18 protein-coding genes are annotated in these 16,737 nt (G+C 40.9%); 11 read left to right on the top strand and 7 right to left on the bottom strand.

Annotated elements, in window-relative coordinates; all coding sequences use genetic code 11:
• The first annotated feature begins 482 nt into the window (after positions 1-482).
• Positions 483-1,289 (top strand): class I SAM-dependent methyltransferase, encoded by an 807-nt coding sequence (locus tag AOB57_RS00685; RefSeq protein ID WP_054299079.1) that lies wholly within the window; start codon positions 483-485, stop codon positions 1,287-1,289.
• A complete protein-coding gene (locus tag AOB57_RS00680) occupies positions 1,286-2,158 on the top strand; it encodes a class I SAM-dependent methyltransferase (RefSeq protein ID WP_226999566.1) in 873 nt (290 codons plus the stop codon). The genes AOB57_RS00685 and AOB57_RS00680 overlap by 4 nt, the downstream gene beginning before the upstream one ends.
• A 64-nt stretch (positions 2,159-2,222) precedes the next feature.
• Here AOB57_RS00680 and AOB57_RS00675 read toward each other — a convergent pair whose 3' ends face one another.
• The gene (locus AOB57_RS00675) at positions 2,223-2,969 is read right to left on the bottom strand and encodes a class I SAM-dependent methyltransferase (protein ID WP_054299077.1); all 747 of its coding nucleotides are present in this window, start codon (positions 2,967-2,969) and stop codon (positions 2,223-2,225) included.
• Positions 2,970-3,112: 143 nt separating this feature from the next.
• Between AOB57_RS00675 and AOB57_RS00670 the strand changes: the two genes are divergently transcribed.
• The 8 genes from AOB57_RS00670 to AOB57_RS00635 all read left to right on the top strand — a co-directional run bounded on the left by AOB57_RS00670 (position 3,113) and on the right by AOB57_RS00635 (position 10,959).
• Positions 3,113-3,325, top strand: coding sequence for a hypothetical protein (locus tag AOB57_RS00670; protein ID WP_167829492.1), 213 nt, complete (start codon positions 3,113-3,115; stop codon positions 3,323-3,325).
• 208 nt (positions 3,326-3,533) lie between these two features.
• The gene (locus tag AOB57_RS00665) at positions 3,534-4,466 is read left to right on the top strand and encodes an ABC transporter ATP-binding protein (protein WP_054299076.1); all 933 of its coding nucleotides are present in this window, start codon (positions 3,534-3,536) and stop codon (positions 4,464-4,466) included.
• Positions 4,459-5,442 carry an oligopeptide/dipeptide ABC transporter ATP-binding protein gene (locus AOB57_RS00660; RefSeq protein ID WP_054299075.1) on the top strand — a complete coding sequence of 328 codons (984 nt, stop codon included), beginning with the start codon at positions 4,459-4,461 and terminating at the stop codon, positions 5,440-5,442. Before AOB57_RS00665 ends, AOB57_RS00660 begins: the two co-directional genes overlap by 8 nt.
• A gap of 67 nt (positions 5,443-5,509) precedes the next feature.
• Positions 5,510-7,105: an ABC transporter substrate-binding protein gene (locus AOB57_RS00655; protein WP_082384245.1), complete on the top strand. Its 1,596-nt coding sequence runs from the start codon at positions 5,510-5,512 to the stop codon at positions 7,103-7,105.
• Positions 7,102-7,818 (top strand): class I SAM-dependent methyltransferase, encoded by a 717-nt coding sequence (locus AOB57_RS00650; protein ID WP_319592646.1) that lies wholly within the window; start codon positions 7,102-7,104, stop codon positions 7,816-7,818. The genes AOB57_RS00655 and AOB57_RS00650 overlap by 4 nt, the downstream gene beginning before the upstream one ends.
• A gap of 45 nt (positions 7,819-7,863) precedes the next feature.
• Positions 7,864-8,808: a nickel ABC transporter permease gene (gene nikB, locus AOB57_RS00645; RefSeq protein WP_054299072.1), complete on the top strand. Its 945-nt coding sequence runs from the start codon at positions 7,864-7,866 to the stop codon at positions 8,806-8,808.
• Positions 8,792-9,625, top strand: a complete 834-nt coding sequence (nikC, locus tag AOB57_RS00640; protein ID WP_054299071.1) for a nickel transporter permease — start codon at positions 8,792-8,794, stop codon at positions 9,623-9,625. Before nikB ends, nikC begins: the two co-directional genes overlap by 17 nt.
• Before the next feature lie 35 nt (positions 9,626-9,660).
• Complete coding sequence (locus AOB57_RS00635) at positions 9,661-10,959, top strand: MFS transporter (RefSeq protein ID WP_054299070.1); 1,299 nt, start codon at positions 9,661-9,663, stop codon at positions 10,957-10,959.
• 137 nt (positions 10,960-11,096) lie between these two features.
• Here the strand turns inward: AOB57_RS00635 and AOB57_RS00630 are convergent, their stop codons facing one another.
• Together AOB57_RS00630 and AOB57_RS00625 are read right to left on the bottom strand one after the other, a co-directional pair.
• Positions 11,097-11,396, bottom strand: a complete 300-nt coding sequence (locus AOB57_RS00630; protein ID WP_054299069.1) for a hypothetical protein — start codon at positions 11,394-11,396, stop codon at positions 11,097-11,099.
• A 159-nt stretch (positions 11,397-11,555) separates the two neighbouring features.
• Positions 11,556-11,729, bottom strand: a complete 174-nt coding sequence (locus tag AOB57_RS00625; RefSeq protein WP_156149690.1) for a hypothetical protein — start codon at positions 11,727-11,729, stop codon at positions 11,556-11,558.
• Between the two features lie 456 nt (positions 11,730-12,185).
• Here AOB57_RS00625 and AOB57_RS00620 point away from each other — a divergent pair, with 456 nt between their 5' ends.
• A complete protein-coding gene (locus AOB57_RS00620) occupies positions 12,186-13,223 on the top strand; it encodes an IS5 family transposase (protein WP_167829491.1) in 1,038 nt (345 codons plus the stop codon).
• 344 nt (positions 13,224-13,567) lie between these two features.
• On the opposite strand, the gene cysE is transcribed toward AOB57_RS00620, so the two are convergent.
• From cysE to cbiM, 4 genes are all read right to left on the bottom strand, one after another.
• Complete coding sequence (gene cysE / locus AOB57_RS00615; protein WP_054300135.1) at positions 13,568-14,512, bottom strand: serine O-acetyltransferase; 945 nt, start codon at positions 14,510-14,512, stop codon at positions 13,568-13,570.
• Positions 14,513-14,544: 32 nt separating this feature from the next.
• Positions 14,545-15,471, bottom strand: coding sequence for a cysteine synthase A (cysK, locus tag AOB57_RS00610; protein ID WP_054300134.1), 927 nt, complete (start codon positions 15,469-15,471; stop codon positions 14,545-14,547).
• 420 nt (positions 15,472-15,891) lie between these two features.
• Positions 15,892-16,044 carry a PDGLE domain-containing protein gene (locus AOB57_RS00605; RefSeq protein ID WP_226999564.1) on the bottom strand — a complete coding sequence of 51 codons (153 nt, stop codon included), beginning with the start codon at positions 16,042-16,044 and terminating at the stop codon, positions 15,892-15,894.
• On the bottom strand, positions 16,041-16,706 hold the full coding sequence (cbiM, locus tag AOB57_RS00600) for a cobalt transporter CbiM (protein WP_054300133.1): 666 nt from the start codon (positions 16,704-16,706) through the stop codon (positions 16,041-16,043). The genes AOB57_RS00605 and cbiM overlap by 4 nt, the downstream gene beginning before the upstream one ends.
• Between the last annotated feature and the right edge of the window lie 31 nt (positions 16,707-16,737).

The raw sequence follows: 16,737 nt of genomic DNA, 5'->3' as shown, positions 1-16,737 counted from the left end.
ATTTTATTACAATAAAAATATAAATTATTATGACTTAACACTAACATTTTCAGAGCAACAAGTAAATGTCGAAATATTCACCTACTTAATGAATAATAAGGGCATCTATTCTTTCCTCAGGGGAGTAATTCTAATTACTTGAAGGAATTCAAGAACTTTCTTTCTAACTATGTTTTTGCCCTTTTTCTGGAAGCTCTACTCCTACTATCCCATTAAAGCAATTTAAATTTATTGATATATTTACTGATCGTTAATTCTATAAGTAGTCTGAACAACTATGCTTGAGTTAGAAAATTCATATAAAACTACTGAACATCAAAATTTATGATCAGCTTCCTGCATCTGCTATCGTTTTATATGAGAATTATAGAATATTTTTATTATTAGTTAAACTATTTTTCTTATTTTTCACTACATTAAGTAGATAAATTATTATATGTTAATACTAATCATTGATTACTTATTATTTTCGAGGAAATAATATGATTACAGAAATAGATTGGGAGACAGCATGGGCTGCAGGCATCGATGAGATGAGCAGGCTTTCTACCACAAATTACTGGAACAGACGGGCTGAGGACTATTCCGATATGGTAATGGCAAGTGATTGCAATCACGGTAGGAATATCCTCAGCCTGTTTGAACGGGAAGGATTACTGCAGAAGGAGTGGCATATTTTAGATATTGCGTCTGGACCTGGAGCAATAACAATCCCTTTTGCAGAGCAGGTATGCAGGGCAACCGCTGTTGAGCCTGCAGAGAAGATGGCAAAAGCGCTGCTGTCATATGCACAGAGAAGAGGAATTACTAATATTGATATAATACCACAGACCTGGCAGGAAGTGGATGAGGCAGCGCATGCAAAAAGCTACGATTTAGTCATATGCTGCCACGCACTCTGGCAATTTCCGGATATTCTCTCGCAGGTTCGACGCATGGAAGCAGTATCCAGGGGGTACTGCTGTCTTGCTCATGGATTCGAAGCTCCTTCAGAGACCAGCAAATTAATGGAAAGTCTTGGGATCTATGAGGGTGAGTTTGATCAGTTCATCACAATATTCAACCTTCTCAATAATTCCGGAGTGTATCCTAATGTTGATGTTATCGATTACACTCTCACGCGATCGATTGCCTCGGCAGTATCTTCGGTTGAGAAACTTGTCGAGAAATACCGACCACTGGATTCTAAGGATTATGAGATTATTCGGGAGCATGTGCAAGATCACGCTATAGAAAGTATGTATAAAGTTAGCGGCAGGATGGGTGTGCTGTGGTGGAAGGTAGCGTGACTTTGGACTCTCTGACAGCTCCTGTAGACTGGGTAAGGCTCTGGGAAGACAGCTACGATGCCCGATCGAGAATAATGCTAAGAGATTACGAAATAGATGACTGGAGTGAAAGAGCAGAGGATTACTCAGAATCAAGGCGGACAAATAATTACGAGTTCGGAGAGTTAGTATGCTCTACTCTTGCCCTCCATGAGGTCGTTTCTCCTGATTCAAGGGTACTCGAGGTTGGTGCAGGTCCGGGAACATTTGTAATACCTTTTGCACGCAAGGTTGATCATATAACTGCTGTTGAGCCTGCAGAAGGTATGAGGCGTATGATTTCTCAAAATGCTGCGGAAGCCGGAGTGAAAAACTATGATATTATCCCTAAAATCTGGCAGGATGTGAATATTGAAGATCTCCGAGGTCGATATGATCTTACTATCTCATCAACCGTCATCTGGATGTTCCGCGATATTATGACTCAAATCAATCGGATGGAAGAGGTAACACGTGGTCACTGCTGTGTGGTTGGTGGGGTCAGCACAGGGCAGACTTTTGAAACAGAACTCTGGAAGAAGATTATGGGCAATGTGCCTTATCCCCAGTACCCGGAGTACCCTTTGATCTATAACCTCCTCTACATGCATGGAAGAGTTCCCCATGTCAGGCTTATAAATTATACAAGTGCGAGAAAACTCGAGAATATGCTTAGAATGTACAGAGTTTTTTACTCAATCTATACAGAGGTAACACCTGAGGTTGAAGAAATAATTCGAGATGAGTTATATAGAGATTCCGGGGAAGGACCCTGTGTTAGAAAATACCGGTCAGCTGTGGTCTGGTGGAACCCGGCTGTTCGAAGAAAAGAATTGGACGGTATTTCTTAAGATTTCTGACAGTTTATTTTTTAACAATTTAAAAACTAATTCCCTTGTAAGAAAGTTATAATGATTATCTTTTAACAGCCTTTATAAAATAAATAGGATGAGCATAGTCGAGCTTATCCAGAAGGCTCCCTTTTTTCCTGGCTGAACGGCAGAGGGAATCCATACGCTCAATATTAATCTTCTCAAAACCTGCATCGTTTAAGAACCTGAATACCCGATCAGGTTTCAAGCTATAAAGAGGCAGGTCGTTTTTAATCAGGTTATAGTGTTGCTTAAAGGGATTTTGGTGTTTTCTTTCCTTTATGGAGCGTATGCAATCCGATACTGTACGGATCGATCTCAGGAATATCCCTGAGTTGAACCAGTCGCCGTCGATGGCAATGACCATACCGTCTTTCTTCAACACCCGTCCCCACTCGGACAGAGCTTTTTGCGGGTCAGGAAGCGTCCACAGGAGAAATTTGCTGGATACTACGTCAAATTGCATGTCCGGAAACTGCAGATCCTCTGCGTCTCCCTGAATGAAATTTATGTCCAGAGACCTCTTCAAGGCATTTTTTCTAGCTTTGTCAAGCATATTGGTTGAAAGGTCAACAGCAGTTACCCGATGTCCCATCTCTGCGAACATCAAAGCAAGTTGACCTGGACCTGTACCGACATCGAGAATTTCGAGCTGTTCTCTTCGGTTTAATGCTGATGAAAGCATGTTTTTCCAGGCAGTGCGCTCCTCTTCTGAGTATTCTACAATGCCAGTGCTATAAATCTCACTGCGGTAATCCCAGTAATCTCTAATCATTTCTTTAATTTCCATATGTTCACCCACAGGATGAGTTAAGAAAATTATTTGCTTAAGGGCAAATTAATTAAAATGATCAAGTGTGCGAATAAATATCCTATTAAACGTAACACTATATCCTATAAAAGTATAAAATATTAACTTTTTTTAACACTAATTTGAATTGGATAATAAAATCCGTAAGAATAGATAAAAATAGAAAAAAGAAAGACAAGATTAAAAATAAATTTGCAGGAAACAATGGGAAAAAAAACCATAATTTAAAAAATGTATCTAAAAGGTATATCTTAAAAGAAGCATTATTGTTGCTCCTATCCTCACATTTTTACAATGAAAATGAACCAATATTATTACTTTTACATACAGGATAAATTCGAAAGTTTTATAACGATCATGTTTTATGTTTATTTCCAGCATAAAAATTTAGAGATTATTAATATTTAGTTTTATTAAATTTATTATTCATATGATATAATGTTTTAAAAATAAAATATTGAAAGTATTTGTTATGAAAAAACTACTCCAGCAAATTCGGGATCGTTGCTTTATCTCCAAATTAATAAGAGAGAGTGATTTTTATTGAATTTACTCACAATTTCCAGTTTATACGTGGATTTTCCCACTGACGACGGTCTGGTCAGGGCAGTAAATGGGGTAGATCTTTCCATAAAAGTGAATGAAGTTTTAGGACTTATCGGGGAATCAGGCTGTGGCAAAAGTGTACTTGGACTTTCTGTCATGAGGTTACTGCAGGAAGATGTTATTCTCAAAGGGGAGATTCTCTACTGTGGAAAGAACCTGTATTCGATTGAAAAAGACGCCATGAGAAAACTCAGGGGCAAAGAAATTGGCGTGATCCTCCAGAACCCTGGAAGCTCTCTTAATCCAGGACTGACAGTCGGCTCTCAGATAGCTGAGCCTATAATGTTACATAAAAAAGTAAAAGGCAGCCTGGCTATCGAGATGGCAGAGAAACTTCTGGGGCTCGTAAAGATAAAAGAGCCCCGGAAGAGAGCAAAAGACTACCCTCATCAGTATAGCGGAGGGATGAAAGAGCGGGCAGTAATAGCCATGGGTATTGCCAGCGAACCGCGATTTATCATTGCCGATGAACCAACAAAGGGTCTGGATATAACTGTGAAAAGGAAAATAGTTAAACTTTTAAGAGATATCTCTGAAAAAAAGACGATGTTAATCATCACCCATGACCTGGAGGTTGCAGAGAAAGTATGCAATAGGGTTGCTGTGATGTATGCAGGAGAATTAGTGGAGATTGCACCTGCAGCATCGATATTTAAAAACCCACTGCATCCCTATACAAGAGGTTTTTTTAACTCTCTCCCTGCAAGGGGGCTTAAACCAATAAAAGGCAGCAGCCCTTCTTTAATCGATCCTCCCAAGGGATGCAGATTCCATCCTCGTTGCAGTTATTGCAGTGATAGGTGTAAAACCGAACACCCTCTCATGCTCGAAAAAAACGGTAGGGCTATGAGGTGTTTTCTCTATGCTTGAGGTAAAGGGCCTTAAAAAAACATTTACTTCCGGCTTCCTTCCCAGAACCAGAATCAAAGCAGTGGATGACGTATCCTTTCACATAGAAAAAGGAGAGACTCTGGGCATTGTAGGGGAAAGCGGGAGTGGAAAATCTACTTTGGGGCAGTGTATCCTCAGGCTTATGGAACCAACAGCAGGAAAAGTTATTTTTAATGGAATAGAACTGACCGCGCTTGATAATAAGACTCTGAATAACATCCGTCCCTGCATGCAGATGATATTTCAGGATCCTGACTCTTCCCTTGATCCCAAAATGACAATAGGGCAGAGCATAGCTGAACCGCTAAAACTTAAGGGAAACAATCGGGAGGCGGTTAAAATCAGGGTCTTTGAACTTATCAGGCAGGTTGGGCTGAGTCCCGAACATATCAACCGCTTTCCCTACCAGCTCAGTGGAGGCCAGAACCAGAGAGCAGTTATCGCAAGAGTGCTTGCTCTTAAACCTGTTTTTATTGTTGCCGATGAGCCAACCGCCTCCCTGGATATCTCGGTACAGGCACAGATATTGAACCTGCTAAGACACCTGAAAGAAAAGTACGCCCTTACTATGCTGTTCATCTCGCACGATCTTGAGCTGATCAAACATATGTGCGACAGAGTAGCTGTGATGTATAGGGGAAAGATTGTGGAAACTGGAAAAATAGAAGACATCTTTCACTCCCCTCTACACCCCTACACACAATTGTTGCTGGCAGAAGAAGCTGATCCGGAGGTTAATGTCAGTGAAATCAAAAAGACTTTGAGAACTACCTGTCCGTATTATCAGGAATGTCTCTTCAGGTCGGAAATCTGCCTCACAAAAACTCCAGAATTGAAAGAGCTGGAACATCAACTTGTTGCATGTCATCATGTACTTGAAAAAAGTACTCAGCAGTCTCATCAGGACGGGTACGCAGGTAAAACGGATGCTACCAGTGATCAGCTTGTTGCCTGACCCCGTTGCTGGATCTTAGAATAATGACAATTAAGGAATGAATGTAAATGGATAGGGTTCTATGTACATGAGTAAAAAATATAGAATTACAGTTCTTGTCATGCTGATAGTCATGGCTATAGTCCTGGGATCATTGTGTATCGACCAGAATAGTGAAGAAAAAACGGCTTCTGCAAACCAGACCAATATATCGAGCCAAGGAGGAATATTGAGATATGCCGATGCTTCTATCCCTACTGATACTCTTGACCCGGCGATAAAATGGACTGGCTGGTCTATGCGAGAAGCCGGGATATATGAAACCCTCTTCAGTTATGATGAAAATATGGACTTTCAACCCGAACTTGCTGAAAAATATGAACAAATCTCAGATACAGAATGGAAGATCTATATTAGAGAGGGAGTAAAGTTCCATGACGGCACCCCAGTGGATGCAGATGCGGTAATATATTCTCTTAACAGGGTGCTGGACTCTAATAATTCAAGAAAAGGGGAATATGACTTTATTGAGTCCATAACCAGAGATTCTGAGAATGTCGTCACAATAAAAACAAAATATTCATACGCTTCTACCATAGCAAGCCTCACAGACCCTGTTACATCAATAGTCAGCCCTGGTGCGAAAGATCTCAGTACCACTCCAGTTGGGACAGGTCCTTTTAAATTTAAAAGCTTCACCAGGGATGTAAGCCTTGTTGTGGAAAGGAACGAAGATTACTGGAACGGTATTCCCAGGCTCCATGGGGCAATCATATATCTCGTACCTGATGAAATGTCCAGAATCTTCAAGCTTGAAAATAATGAGGTTGACATCGCTGGCGGTATTCCCCAATCCGAAGTGGAGAGGCTAAGCAATAATGTTGATTTTACTGTATACGGCAAAGAAACGCTAAGAACATATTTCCTGTATATCAACACGAAAAAAGCACCATTTGATGATGTAAAAGTAAGACAGGCTCTGAATTGTGCCCTTGATCGCCAGCAAATTGTGGATTCTGCACTTGAAGGTGTAGGAGGAACCCCTGCAAAGAGTATATTCCCATCTGTAATGGAATGGTCGATTAATGATAAGATAGATGCTGTTTCCCGCGATGAGCAGAAAGCTAAAAAATTATTGACAGAAGCAGGTTTTAGTGATATTGATGCAGACGGCTGGCTGGAATACAATGGAGAACCCTTTGAGTTAAATATAAAGACTTATACTACCCGCCCACAGCTTAAGCCTGCAGCAGAGGTAATCGAATCTCAGTTCGAATCAATTGGGCTAAAGACCAGTGTCAGTATCCTGCAAAGTGGTGCAATTGAAACCGACATGGCTAACGGAAACTATGACCTTTCTCTCTATGCCTGGGGAGTAGCTCCTACTGGAGATCCTGACTACATCCTTTCGAAGCATTTCGAGTCTACTGGGAGCGAGGCACAGAAGACTGGTTACTCAAACCCTCAGGTAGATGAATGGATTGAAGTGGGAAGGCAGACAATGGATCCGGCACAGAGAAAAGAATACTATGACAGTGTGCAAATGCAGGTAATGGAAGACTGTCCTGAGCTTTTCGTGTTCTACCAGAATTCTATAGTCGGAGCAAATGCAAAAGTTGGCGGATTTAAACAATTTCCAAATGAAGTGTCATTCCTGACCAAAGACATTTACCTGGAGGAATGAATATGGACACTAAAAGAATTATCCAGAGCTACTGGGATTACCGCAGTGAGAGTTACAACAACGGAGCCATCGAAAATTCTGAAGAAGGACGCAATGCCTGGAAAGCTATGCTTTTAAAAGCTATAGAGGGAAAGAAAGGCTTGAAAGTACTTGACATAGGAACCGGCCCTGGTTTTCTGGCACTATTATTCGCTGAAATGGGAAATGAAGTAACAGCCGTTGATCTATCAAATAACATGCTGGAGAAAGCGAAAAGAAATGCATCAAAAAGATCACTTAAGATAAACTTCCTCCAGGGAGATGCGGAAAATCTCCAGTTACCTGACGTATATTTCGACGTAGTTGTTAATAAATACCTGCTCTGGACTCTTCCAGATCCCAGAAAAGCACTGATGGAATGGAGAAGAGTCCTGAAAGATGGCGGAAAAATAATTGCAATAGATGGAGATTGGAACCAACAAAGCCTGTCCGGAAGAAAGAAGGAAGAAAATTACATGAAGATTTACAGAAAGCAGTATGAGCCCATTAAAAAAAATCTTCCTTTATTCAGTTTAAAACCTGAGCATTTATCTAAAATCTTTAAGGATTCCGGATTTGGAACTGTCAGCATAACACGGATGGAGGACTTTTGTAAATTTGAAAAGGAGAAAGACAGTTTGTTTGATAAACACGATTCCTCCGATCCGATTTACTTCATCAAAGCAGAAAAATAAGCAGCCTGGAAACAAATTTTGGACATGATAAAGGAGAAATGACCTGTGATAGAGTTCATAACTCGAAGGTTTTTACTTCTTCTCCCTGTCCTTTTCTTGGTCTCTGTGATTAGTTTTTCTATAACCTATATCTCACCTGGAGATACGGCAGAAAATGCACTTATGAATCCCATGGGAGGTGTCGATCAGAGAGCCGTAGAAGAATTCAGGGCTAAAACGGGGCTTGATAACCCTGTACATATCCAGTACATTCACTGGATGGATAAAGTCCTCCGTGGAGACCTTGGAGAATCGTACATGACAGGTGAAAATGTCTCGGAGGCAATTCTCAGATGCTTTAAAGTCACCCTGAGACTTGCTGTAACCAGTATGCTGGTCTCCCTTATCATTGCAATCCCCTTAGGCATTCTCTCAGCCCTGAGAAAAGGAACAGTTGTAGATGCTGCCTGCAGGTTCTTTGCCCTTACAGGAGTCTCAATGCCCAGTTTCTGGCAAGCTTATATCCTGATCATAGTCTTCGCGCTTACCCTGGAGATTTTGCCTTCATCAGGATATGGAGATGGAAGCCTGGCTTACATTTTTTTGCCTGCCATCACCCTTGGAACGAGTTATGCAGCTGTAACCATGAGATTGATGAGAGCAAGTATGCTGGACGTGATGCAGCAAGATTACATCCGGGCAGCCAGAGCCAAAGGAGTTCCTGAACATACAATAATTCTTAAGCATGCTTTAAAGAACTCACTCATCCCTGTTGTAACGGTTGCAGGACTGAATTTCGGGTATCTCCTAAATGGCTCTGTCATAGTTGAGACAATCTTTTCCTGGCCAGGGATAGGCAACCTCATCGTTTCATCCATACTCAGCAAGGATTACCCCATGATACAGGGCTGCGCGCTTTTCATTGCTGTGATATTTGTCCTGGTTAATTTTGCAGTGGATATATCCTATGCTTACCTAAACCCAAAGATCAGATATGAAAGCAAGGCTTAAAAACAACAATCTGGGACTGTTCCTCAGTGCAGGAACCCTCATTTTTTTCATACTTGCAGCACTTTTTGCAGGATATATAGCTCCCCACGATCCTGAAAAAGTAAATCTTGAACTCCGGCTTAAAGAGCCGTGTAGAGAGTACCCGTTTGGAACCGATCATCTTGGCCGTTGCATACTGAGCCGCATAATTTTTGGCGCAAGAGTATCGCTATTAGTAGGACTTCTGGTAGTGAGTTCCTCCTTTGTTTTAGGTCTTGCCATTGGTACTCTGTCTGGATATTATGGGGGGTGGACGGATGAGATAGTTATGCGGGTAGTTGACGCTTTCCTAGCTTTTCCTAGCCTGCTGCTGGCACTTGGTATAGCCGGGCTTTTCGGTGCAGGATTCATGAATCTGGTCATAGCCCTAATAACAGTGGATTGGGCTGGCTATGCCCGCCTTGCCAGGGGTTCTGTCATGACAGTTAAAGAACAGGATTACATCAAGGCTGCTAAAGGGCTTGGGGCAGGAGATATGCATGTGATCCTGTGCCATGTAATTCCAAATGTCATATCTCCCCTCATAGTAATGGCAACTATAGGAATGGGATATGTGATACTGTCTGCAGCAGGGCTCAGCTTCCTGGGTTTTGGTGTGCAGCCGCCTACCCCGGAATGGGGTTCCATGCTAAGTGAAGGAAAAACATACATTCGGTCTGCCCCATACATCATGATTTTCCCGGGGATTGCCATCATGCTTACGGTTCTTGCATTTAATTACCTGGGAGACGAATTAAGGGATCTGCTTGACCCAAGAGAAAAGAAGGACATCGACTAAGACCCTATGTTCTATATTTCTTCAGAGTAATTACTATGAGAAAATACCCATCACTTAACAGCAGGCTTGTTCTAAATACAACCATAAGTGCGGTTGCCGGGTACAGAGCAAAGCTAAACGGCTTCAGTAGAAATGCATGCTTGTTTTTAGTATATGTATTTCTCATCTCTTTGAGTCTGGGAATCTACGAAGTGATTTTCAATCTATACATCTTGAGGCTTGGATACCGGGAAGATTTTCTGGGATTTATGCTCTCACTTGTTTCCGTATCTACCGGACTATTCGCAATACCTGCAGCCATGTTCTGCGATAGGGCAGGCAGAAAGAATACATTGTTGTTGTCCTGCCTGCTTCTCCTGTTTTCCTTTTCAATCCTGTACACTACCACCTCTAAATTCCTGCTGGCTTTTTTCAGCGTTGTCTATGGTGTATCCTCATCGCTCAAGATAGTTACAGCACCCACATTCATGGTTGAGAACTCTACGGGCTATGAGAGAATGCACCTGTTTTCGATGTACTACTTGCTATACACTGTAGGGGTCATGATAGGAAACTTTGCAGGAGGCAATTTGCCGCAAATATTCATCAGTTTCCTCGACATTAACCCCATAGGACCGGTTGCTTACCAGCTTTCATTATATGCGTCACTTGCTGCTGTATTAATTTCCCTGTTACCTTTAATATTCATAAATAATAAAAGAAACAACCTGGTGGAAAGATCAGCCGCATTTTCCACCCTTTTTTCCACTTTAAGGTCAGTGACGATTCAAAAATTGATTCTTGTAAACGGGCTAATAGGCATGGGATGGGGGCTTGCCCTTCCCTATTTTAATGTATATTTTGATATTGTATTAGGAGCCAGTTCGAAGCAAATAGGCATAATCTTTTCTCTTTCTCAACTGGTGATGATGTTTACCTTACTGTTTGTTCCCATACTTACAGAAGGTCTCGGGAAGGTAAAAGTTGTAGCCCTGGTTCAGCTTGCCTCAATACCTTTCCTCCTGCTCTTTATATCCACATCCATACTTGCAATAGCTGCTTTCGGATTTGTTATGAGGTCAGCTATAATGAATATGTCAAATCCAGTATTGAGCAGTTTCAATATGGAGATAGTCAGTGAAGATCAAAGGGCAACTGTGAACAGCCTGATCTGGATGAGCTGCTACACCTTTGTAGGACTAAGTACCTATGCAGGTGGCCTGATGATGGCTCATGGTTTCTATACCCTTCCCTTCCTCCTGACATGCATCCTATATATAGTGGCTACTGTTCTTTATTATATCTTCTTTGAGAAAGTGGAGAAAAAACAAAAAATAATCGATATGTCACTATAAAAGAAATATTAAAAAAGATATTTAAATAGCTTAAAGAGATATTAAAATAGCTTAAAGAGATATTAAAATAGTTGAAAGAGATACTAGCAGGTTGTCAGGCTATTAAACAAAACTTAACTTTGCCATGTTCATTGCACTTAATAAGCTCTCTGGTATTCCATCCCTATTTTAGTATACCTTGCCTTTGAATCTCTAAAGGATAATCTGTCAATACGATCCCATATAACAACCCATAAATACTTAGCATAAGAGAATGGATAATTCACCCAGAAAATCAGTTTCCTGAAAAGCGATAGATTTCTATAGTCCTCTATCCACATAGATTCGCTTAGAAATCCTCTCCAGACAGGAGATTTTTGCATATGTTTCCACCGCCTGAACATATGTCCTATTATGAATAAGAAGGTAAAAGCGATTGCAAGTATTCTTTTAGTCATATTTTTCACCCTCAACAACTCAATAATTAATTCAATAAACGTAATAATTGGTTAACAGGAAAATACATTAAAAACAACATATTTCTTACAGACCTTACCTTAACCGAATACAAATAAATATCTTTTCAGAAATGTACTTTCATCTCAAAGTTATACTTTTTATACTTTCTTTCTCCCCATTTTCTTTCGTACATATCGTAAAACCCCATAAGAACAGCCTACCAGAAGCATAATTTTAACAGGTTTCTCACCTGCTCTGAGGAGTTCTTCGATTTTTTCGTGATCGAATTTTGGTTTCTGACCTCTCCTTTTTGGAGGAGATCGGCGACTCATTAAGATTCCACCCCTTTCATACAATTTGCTGTACTTTCAAATTTACGAGGGCTGGTCATTTAAAGGCTCAAGTGTAGCTAAAAAAACACCTTAGCTTCCATAATCCTGACAGAATCTCAGGAAAATTGGGTAATTACTAAACAGCCCCACATTATCCTACCACAATACAAGGATATTATAACAAAAATATAAAAGCCTTTCATGTTAATTATTAATTTAAACTATTAATATTTCCTGTATCTTTTAGGAGAGTAGAAGAAAAAAGAAGGAAAGTGCTAGCAAAAGGCTTATTTTCAAACTTTATATATATTTCTCAAAAAATTTTGCTCTAAAGTAAACTGTAATCAAAATCATTTTGAGTGAATAAGTTTAGATATATTAGTATGAAAAATGGGCTCTGTAGAAATCCTCTAAATTCTGTTTTTACCCAAAAATTATAAAAATAAAATTGTAAAAATGCTCCTTAATTTTTTGTCCTCACAAAAAACAAAGGAGCAATTGCTATTGTCATCAAATAAGTATATTAAATTTATTGATCTCAGTCTTAAAACGGTTCAGTCTTCCAGACTGAACCTTTACTCCTGCAAATATTCCAAACGTGTTTATACTCAACATCAGCTTCTTGTTCTTGTTTTATTGAAGGAGTATATAAGTACAGACTACCGTGACTTTGTAGAACTTGTTGACCTCATGAACAGTATAAAGAAAAAACTTGACCTTGATAAGGTTCCTCATTACACTACTCTTCAAAAGTTTGTGTCCAGAATTCCCTCTTCATTGTTTAACCTAATTTTGTCAAAAACTCTAAAACTATTTTACTCACATGGAGAAAAAGTTCTCATTACGGCAATTGATGCAACAGGATTTACGAGTTCTTATGCAAGTCATTATTATTCTAAGAGAACAGGGAAGCTCCGAAGGAGCTTCCTTAAAACTTCAATATCAGTAGACACTATTAAAAAAGTAATATTAGGATGGAAAATTAGCCAAAAAACAGATCATGATGTCAAGCATGCAAAGACTCTGATAAGACAATCAAACAAGTCAAGAAAGTCTCAATGTTATGTGATGGATAAAGGATATGATTCCGAAGAAATTCATACTCTAATAAGAGAAGAGATAAAAGCAGATTCAATAGTACCTTTGAGAGAAAGAAAAAGAAAGAGAATAAACGGAAAATATAGAAAACAATTAAACAAAGACTTTGATAAGATCAAATACAATAGAAGGAATATAGTAGAGACAATAATATCTGTTGTAAAAAGAAAATTTGGAGAAACATTAAGAGCAAGAAAGGTTAGAAATCAAGTAAAAGAAGTAAAAGTTAAACTAATAGTCTATAATATAAACAAAAAAGTAATACAATTATTATGGATTAAATTAAGGATTTCTACAGAGCCCAAAAAACAATATTATAAAAATCGAACTCTTATTTTTACAATTAGCTCAAGAATTAATGAGTGCAGGAAACAAAAAAAAGCTTCCCAAAAGTAGTTCACTTCTTATAACTTCTCGAGAATCAGTAAAGAATCTTAAATTTTGAAACTCTTTGAGACTTTCTGGGATTATGATATGTGAAAATTACTTCTCTATATTCAATATGCAAATAGTCAACGTAGGAGGACAGTTAGATTACTGTTTCAGGTTCTCCATGTGTTTCCATCCCACCACTGACTATTATTCCACCATCTATTGCCATCCCAACGCCAGTGATACAGTTTACTCGTAAAAAGCGCATTGTATCTCCACAGTTGTTTACATCAATTAATATTTTCTGAAAATATGCTCAATAAACACTCTGAGCTTTTATCTAACCTGTCAGAGTATCAGGTGCATATTTAACGCGCTGCCTGTTTTTTGAATTTATCCCAGCTCCAGGGCTCGTCAAGGATATTTACGTTAACTTTTTCTATCCCTCCAGCGCTCAGGACTTTTCGCCGGACCTGTTCCTTAAAGTACTCGATCATGGGGCAGGAACTTGTCGTCAATACAAGGTTTACATCCACATTTGGACCGTCCACTATTACTTCCTTGACCAGTCCCAGTTTTACTATATCCATGCCTACCCCAGGGTCAATCACGTCTTTTAGCAGGGAATAGATTTGCTCGTCCTTAAGTGCTGCTCCCTGTGTAGTTTTCTCCTCTCTGGAAATTGACTCTTCATGTGCCTTGAACTGGTCTTCTAACCTGCTCAGCCGATCAAGTATCTGGCCTATTACAATAAGTCCAGGGTCAGGAAGCTTATCATGGTCCAGTTGTCCTGCAGAAGGGGATGGCCGTGGCTCCGCAATCCTTGCAGGTACTCCCACAACCGTAGCTCCGGCAGGGACAGGTCGGATAACGACCGAACCAGCTCCGATTTTAGCACCTCTGCCAACAGTGATTGGCCCGAGTACGGATGCTCCTGAGCCGATCACCACATCGTTTTCAATAGTTGGATGGCGTTTTTTCCTCTCCAGAGCTGTACCCCCCAGCACAACCCCCATGTATATAAGAACATCATCCCCGACTTCAGCCGTTTCTCCGATGACTACTCCGGACCCATGATCTATAAAAACTCGCCTTCCAAGCTTTGCCCCGGGATGGATTTCAATACCTGTCAACATTCTGGATATGTGAGAAAGCAAACGAGCCAGAAAATAGAAGTGTCTATTCCAGAGCGAGTGGGATACTCTATGTATCCAGATAGCGTGCAGGCCCGGATAGCAGCAGATTACCTCAAGTGTAGACCTTGCTGCGGGGTCTTTTTTAAAAACAGTCCTTATATCTTCTCTGATTCCCATTCGTAATCTTCCGGTATTAATTCTCAAGTAAATCAGTCAAACAGGTCAGTGCTCAGATAGCGCTCTCCTGTATCCGGCAGGATTACAACAATCGTCTTTCCGCGCATTTCCTCCCTGGATGCGACCTGAAGTGCAGCCCAGGTAGCAGCACCTGAAGATATCCCTGCAAGGATGCCTTCTTCCTTTGCCAGTCTCCGGGCTGTGGCAGCAGCTTCATCTCCTGTAACTTTGATAATTTCATCGACCAGCTCAAGCTGGAGAACATCAGGAACGAAACCTGCACCGATTCCCTGAATTCTGTGCGGGCCAGGGCTTCCTCCACTGAGTACGGGAGATTCTGCAGGTTCGACTGCAATCGCCTTAAAAGAAGGTTTCCGTTTTTTGATAACACTGGCAATCCCTGTAATAGTTCCTCCAGTTCCCACGCCCGCTACAATAACATCGGCTTTGCCGTCAGTATCTCTCCAGATCTCCTCGGCTGTTGTCCTTCTGTGAATCTCAGGATTTGCAGGGTTCTGGAATTGCTGGGGTATGAAATAAAGCGCAGGATTGTCGGCAGCCATCTGCTCGGCTTTATTGACTGCCCCCCTCATTCCTTCCGCCCCCGGGGTCAGGACAAGTTCTGCTCCCAGAGCTTTAAGCAGTTTTCTTCGTTCTACGGTCATTGTTTCAGGCATAACCAGTATGAGATTGTAGCCGCGGGCAGCACAAACGCATGCAAGTGCAATGCCGGTATTGCCGCTGGTTGCTTCAATAATAGTGGTGCCTTCTTTGATTTTCCCTTCACGTTCGGCTTCTTCAACCATTGCCAGCCCTATTCTGTCCTTCACACTGCCCATGGGATTGAAGGATTCGACTTTTGCCAGCACATCCGCATGCAGCCCTTTGGTTATGCGGTTTAGCCTGACAAGAGGAGTATTGCCAATTGTCCAGGTTACATCGGAAAATATTCGCCCCATACTTCTACCGTCTCCTTACCTGCCGTCTTCTGCATCTTATTTCTTCCAGATTCCATGAAGTTTTTATTCCCCTAAGGTTATATTATAAACTGCCAGTGATGTATGTTTTTTCACTCAAACCTTTTTCAGGCTTCATTACAGTATATGCACTATACTCCACCCTGCCTGAAACTCCGAAGTTTTTAGCTGCAACACTATTGCAGCATGCAGTTGATTCGAAATAACTTCACAATTGTGAATATATTTCATGTTAAATATAGTTATCGAGAAAAAGCATAGAATCATGGATGTTGAGTTCAGAAGTACCTCCTTTTAAAGTGTACCGGAGGCAAGGTCACGATCCGGGACATCCCTTTACCACTTCAGGGATTAAGTTTTACAGATCCCGAAATGGACCCGATTAAAAATGGTTCCTGTTCCTCAAGCTCGGATAACCTGGAATCCTCGATCACGCCGGAAGCGACTTTCTAGCCCATCGGGATCGGGAGATGCAAGGAAAGGCGCTAGAACTGAGAGCAAAAGAGCAATTGCAATTCCAACGTAAAAAAATTTCATGCTCGAGTTCCTGCTCATGCACGGATCTCCTTTGTATGTTTATCCGGTCTGGCAGTGAAATTATTTTCAAGCAGATCAGGGCGGGATTTTGCAATAGTTGTGATCACAACTGAGGTAATAAGCCCTTCTCCTATAAAGCCAATTATCAGATGATAGGTACCCATGGCAATAAGACCTGAAACCAGTGGGAAAGTACCTGCAATCCACATCTGAACCGCACAGACTATTGCCGAGATAAAAAGACCTAGCCAGGCGCCTCCGAGGGCTGCAATGCTCGTGCCTGCCCTCCTGTGAAGGGCAAGATAGGTATAATATCCAATAAATCCAGACACAACACTCATGTTCAGGATGTTTGCGCCCATTGTAGTTATCCCTCCATCAGCAAAGACAAAACCCTGTACCAGCAACACAACCGTCAGCACAAGAACTCCAGCCCAGGGACTCCCGAAGACGATAGCAACAAGGGCTGCTCCTACCATGTGCCCGCTTGTTCCCATTCCGATAGGAATGTTCATGGCCTGGATTGCAAAGATCCCTGCTGCAAGGGCGGCAAGAACAGGTACTTTCATTTCGTCAAGCTCATTTTTTGCCCATTTCATTGACATTATTATAAATGGGAGGGCAATTATCCAGTAGACGATTGCCTGGGCTAACGGTATAAATGAATCAGGTATATGCATTCTCGTTTCCCTCTTTTTACACCTTATTTTT

It is taken from the genome of Methanosarcina flavescens (assembly GCF_001304615.2).
Lineage (GTDB): Archaea > Halobacteriota > Methanosarcinia > Methanosarcinales > Methanosarcinaceae > Methanosarcina > Methanosarcina flavescens.
Note: the sequence above shows the minus strand (reverse complement) of the source record. Positions and strands in the feature narration are given on the sequence as shown.

What these genes read in the sequence shown, in the direction of transcription:
- AOB57_RS00660 (WP_054299075.1), top strand. Translation starts at nt 4,459, where the DNA reads ATGCTTGAGGTAAAGGGCCTTAAAAAAACATTTACTTCCGGCTTCCTT.
- AOB57_RS00650 (WP_319592646.1), top strand. Translation starts at nt 7,102, where the DNA reads ATGAATATGGACACTAAAAGAATTATCCAGAGCTACTGGGATTACCGC.
- AOB57_RS00655 (WP_082384245.1), top strand. Translation starts at nt 5,510, where the DNA reads ATGAGTAAAAAATATAGAATTACAGTTCTTGTCATGCTGATAGTCATG.
- cbiM (WP_054300133.1), bottom strand. Translation starts at nt 16,706, where the DNA reads ATGCATATACCTGATTCATTTATACCGTTAGCCCAGGCAATCGTCTAC.
- cysK (WP_054300134.1), bottom strand. Translation starts at nt 15,471, where the DNA reads ATGGGGCGAATATTTTCCGATGTAACCTGGACAATTGGCAATACTCCT.
- AOB57_RS00685 (WP_054299079.1), top strand. Translation starts at nt 483, where the DNA reads ATGATTACAGAAATAGATTGGGAGACAGCATGGGCTGCAGGCATCGAT.
- cysE (WP_054300135.1), bottom strand. Translation starts at nt 14,512, where the DNA reads ATGGGAATCAGAGAAGATATAAGGACTGTTTTTAAAAAAGACCCCGCA.
- AOB57_RS00675 (WP_054299077.1), bottom strand. Translation starts at nt 2,969, where the DNA reads ATGGAAATTAAAGAAATGATTAGAGATTACTGGGATTACCGCAGTGAG.
- nikC (WP_054299071.1), top strand. Translation starts at nt 8,792, where the DNA reads ATGAAAGCAAGGCTTAAAAACAACAATCTGGGACTGTTCCTCAGTGCA.
- AOB57_RS00625 (WP_156149690.1), bottom strand. Translation starts at nt 11,729, where the DNA reads ATGAGTCGCCGATCTCCTCCAAAAAGGAGAGGTCAGAAACCAAAATTC.
- AOB57_RS00630 (WP_054299069.1), bottom strand. Translation starts at nt 11,396, where the DNA reads ATGACTAAAAGAATACTTGCAATCGCTTTTACCTTCTTATTCATAATA.
- AOB57_RS00635 (WP_054299070.1), top strand. Translation starts at nt 9,661, where the DNA reads ATGAGAAAATACCCATCACTTAACAGCAGGCTTGTTCTAAATACAACC.
- AOB57_RS00605 (WP_226999564.1), bottom strand. Translation starts at nt 16,044, where the DNA reads ATGAGCAGGAACTCGAGCATGAAATTTTTTTACGTTGGAATTGCAATT.
- AOB57_RS00620 (WP_167829491.1), top strand. Translation starts at nt 12,186, where the DNA reads ATGCTCCTTAATTTTTTGTCCTCACAAAAAACAAAGGAGCAATTGCTA.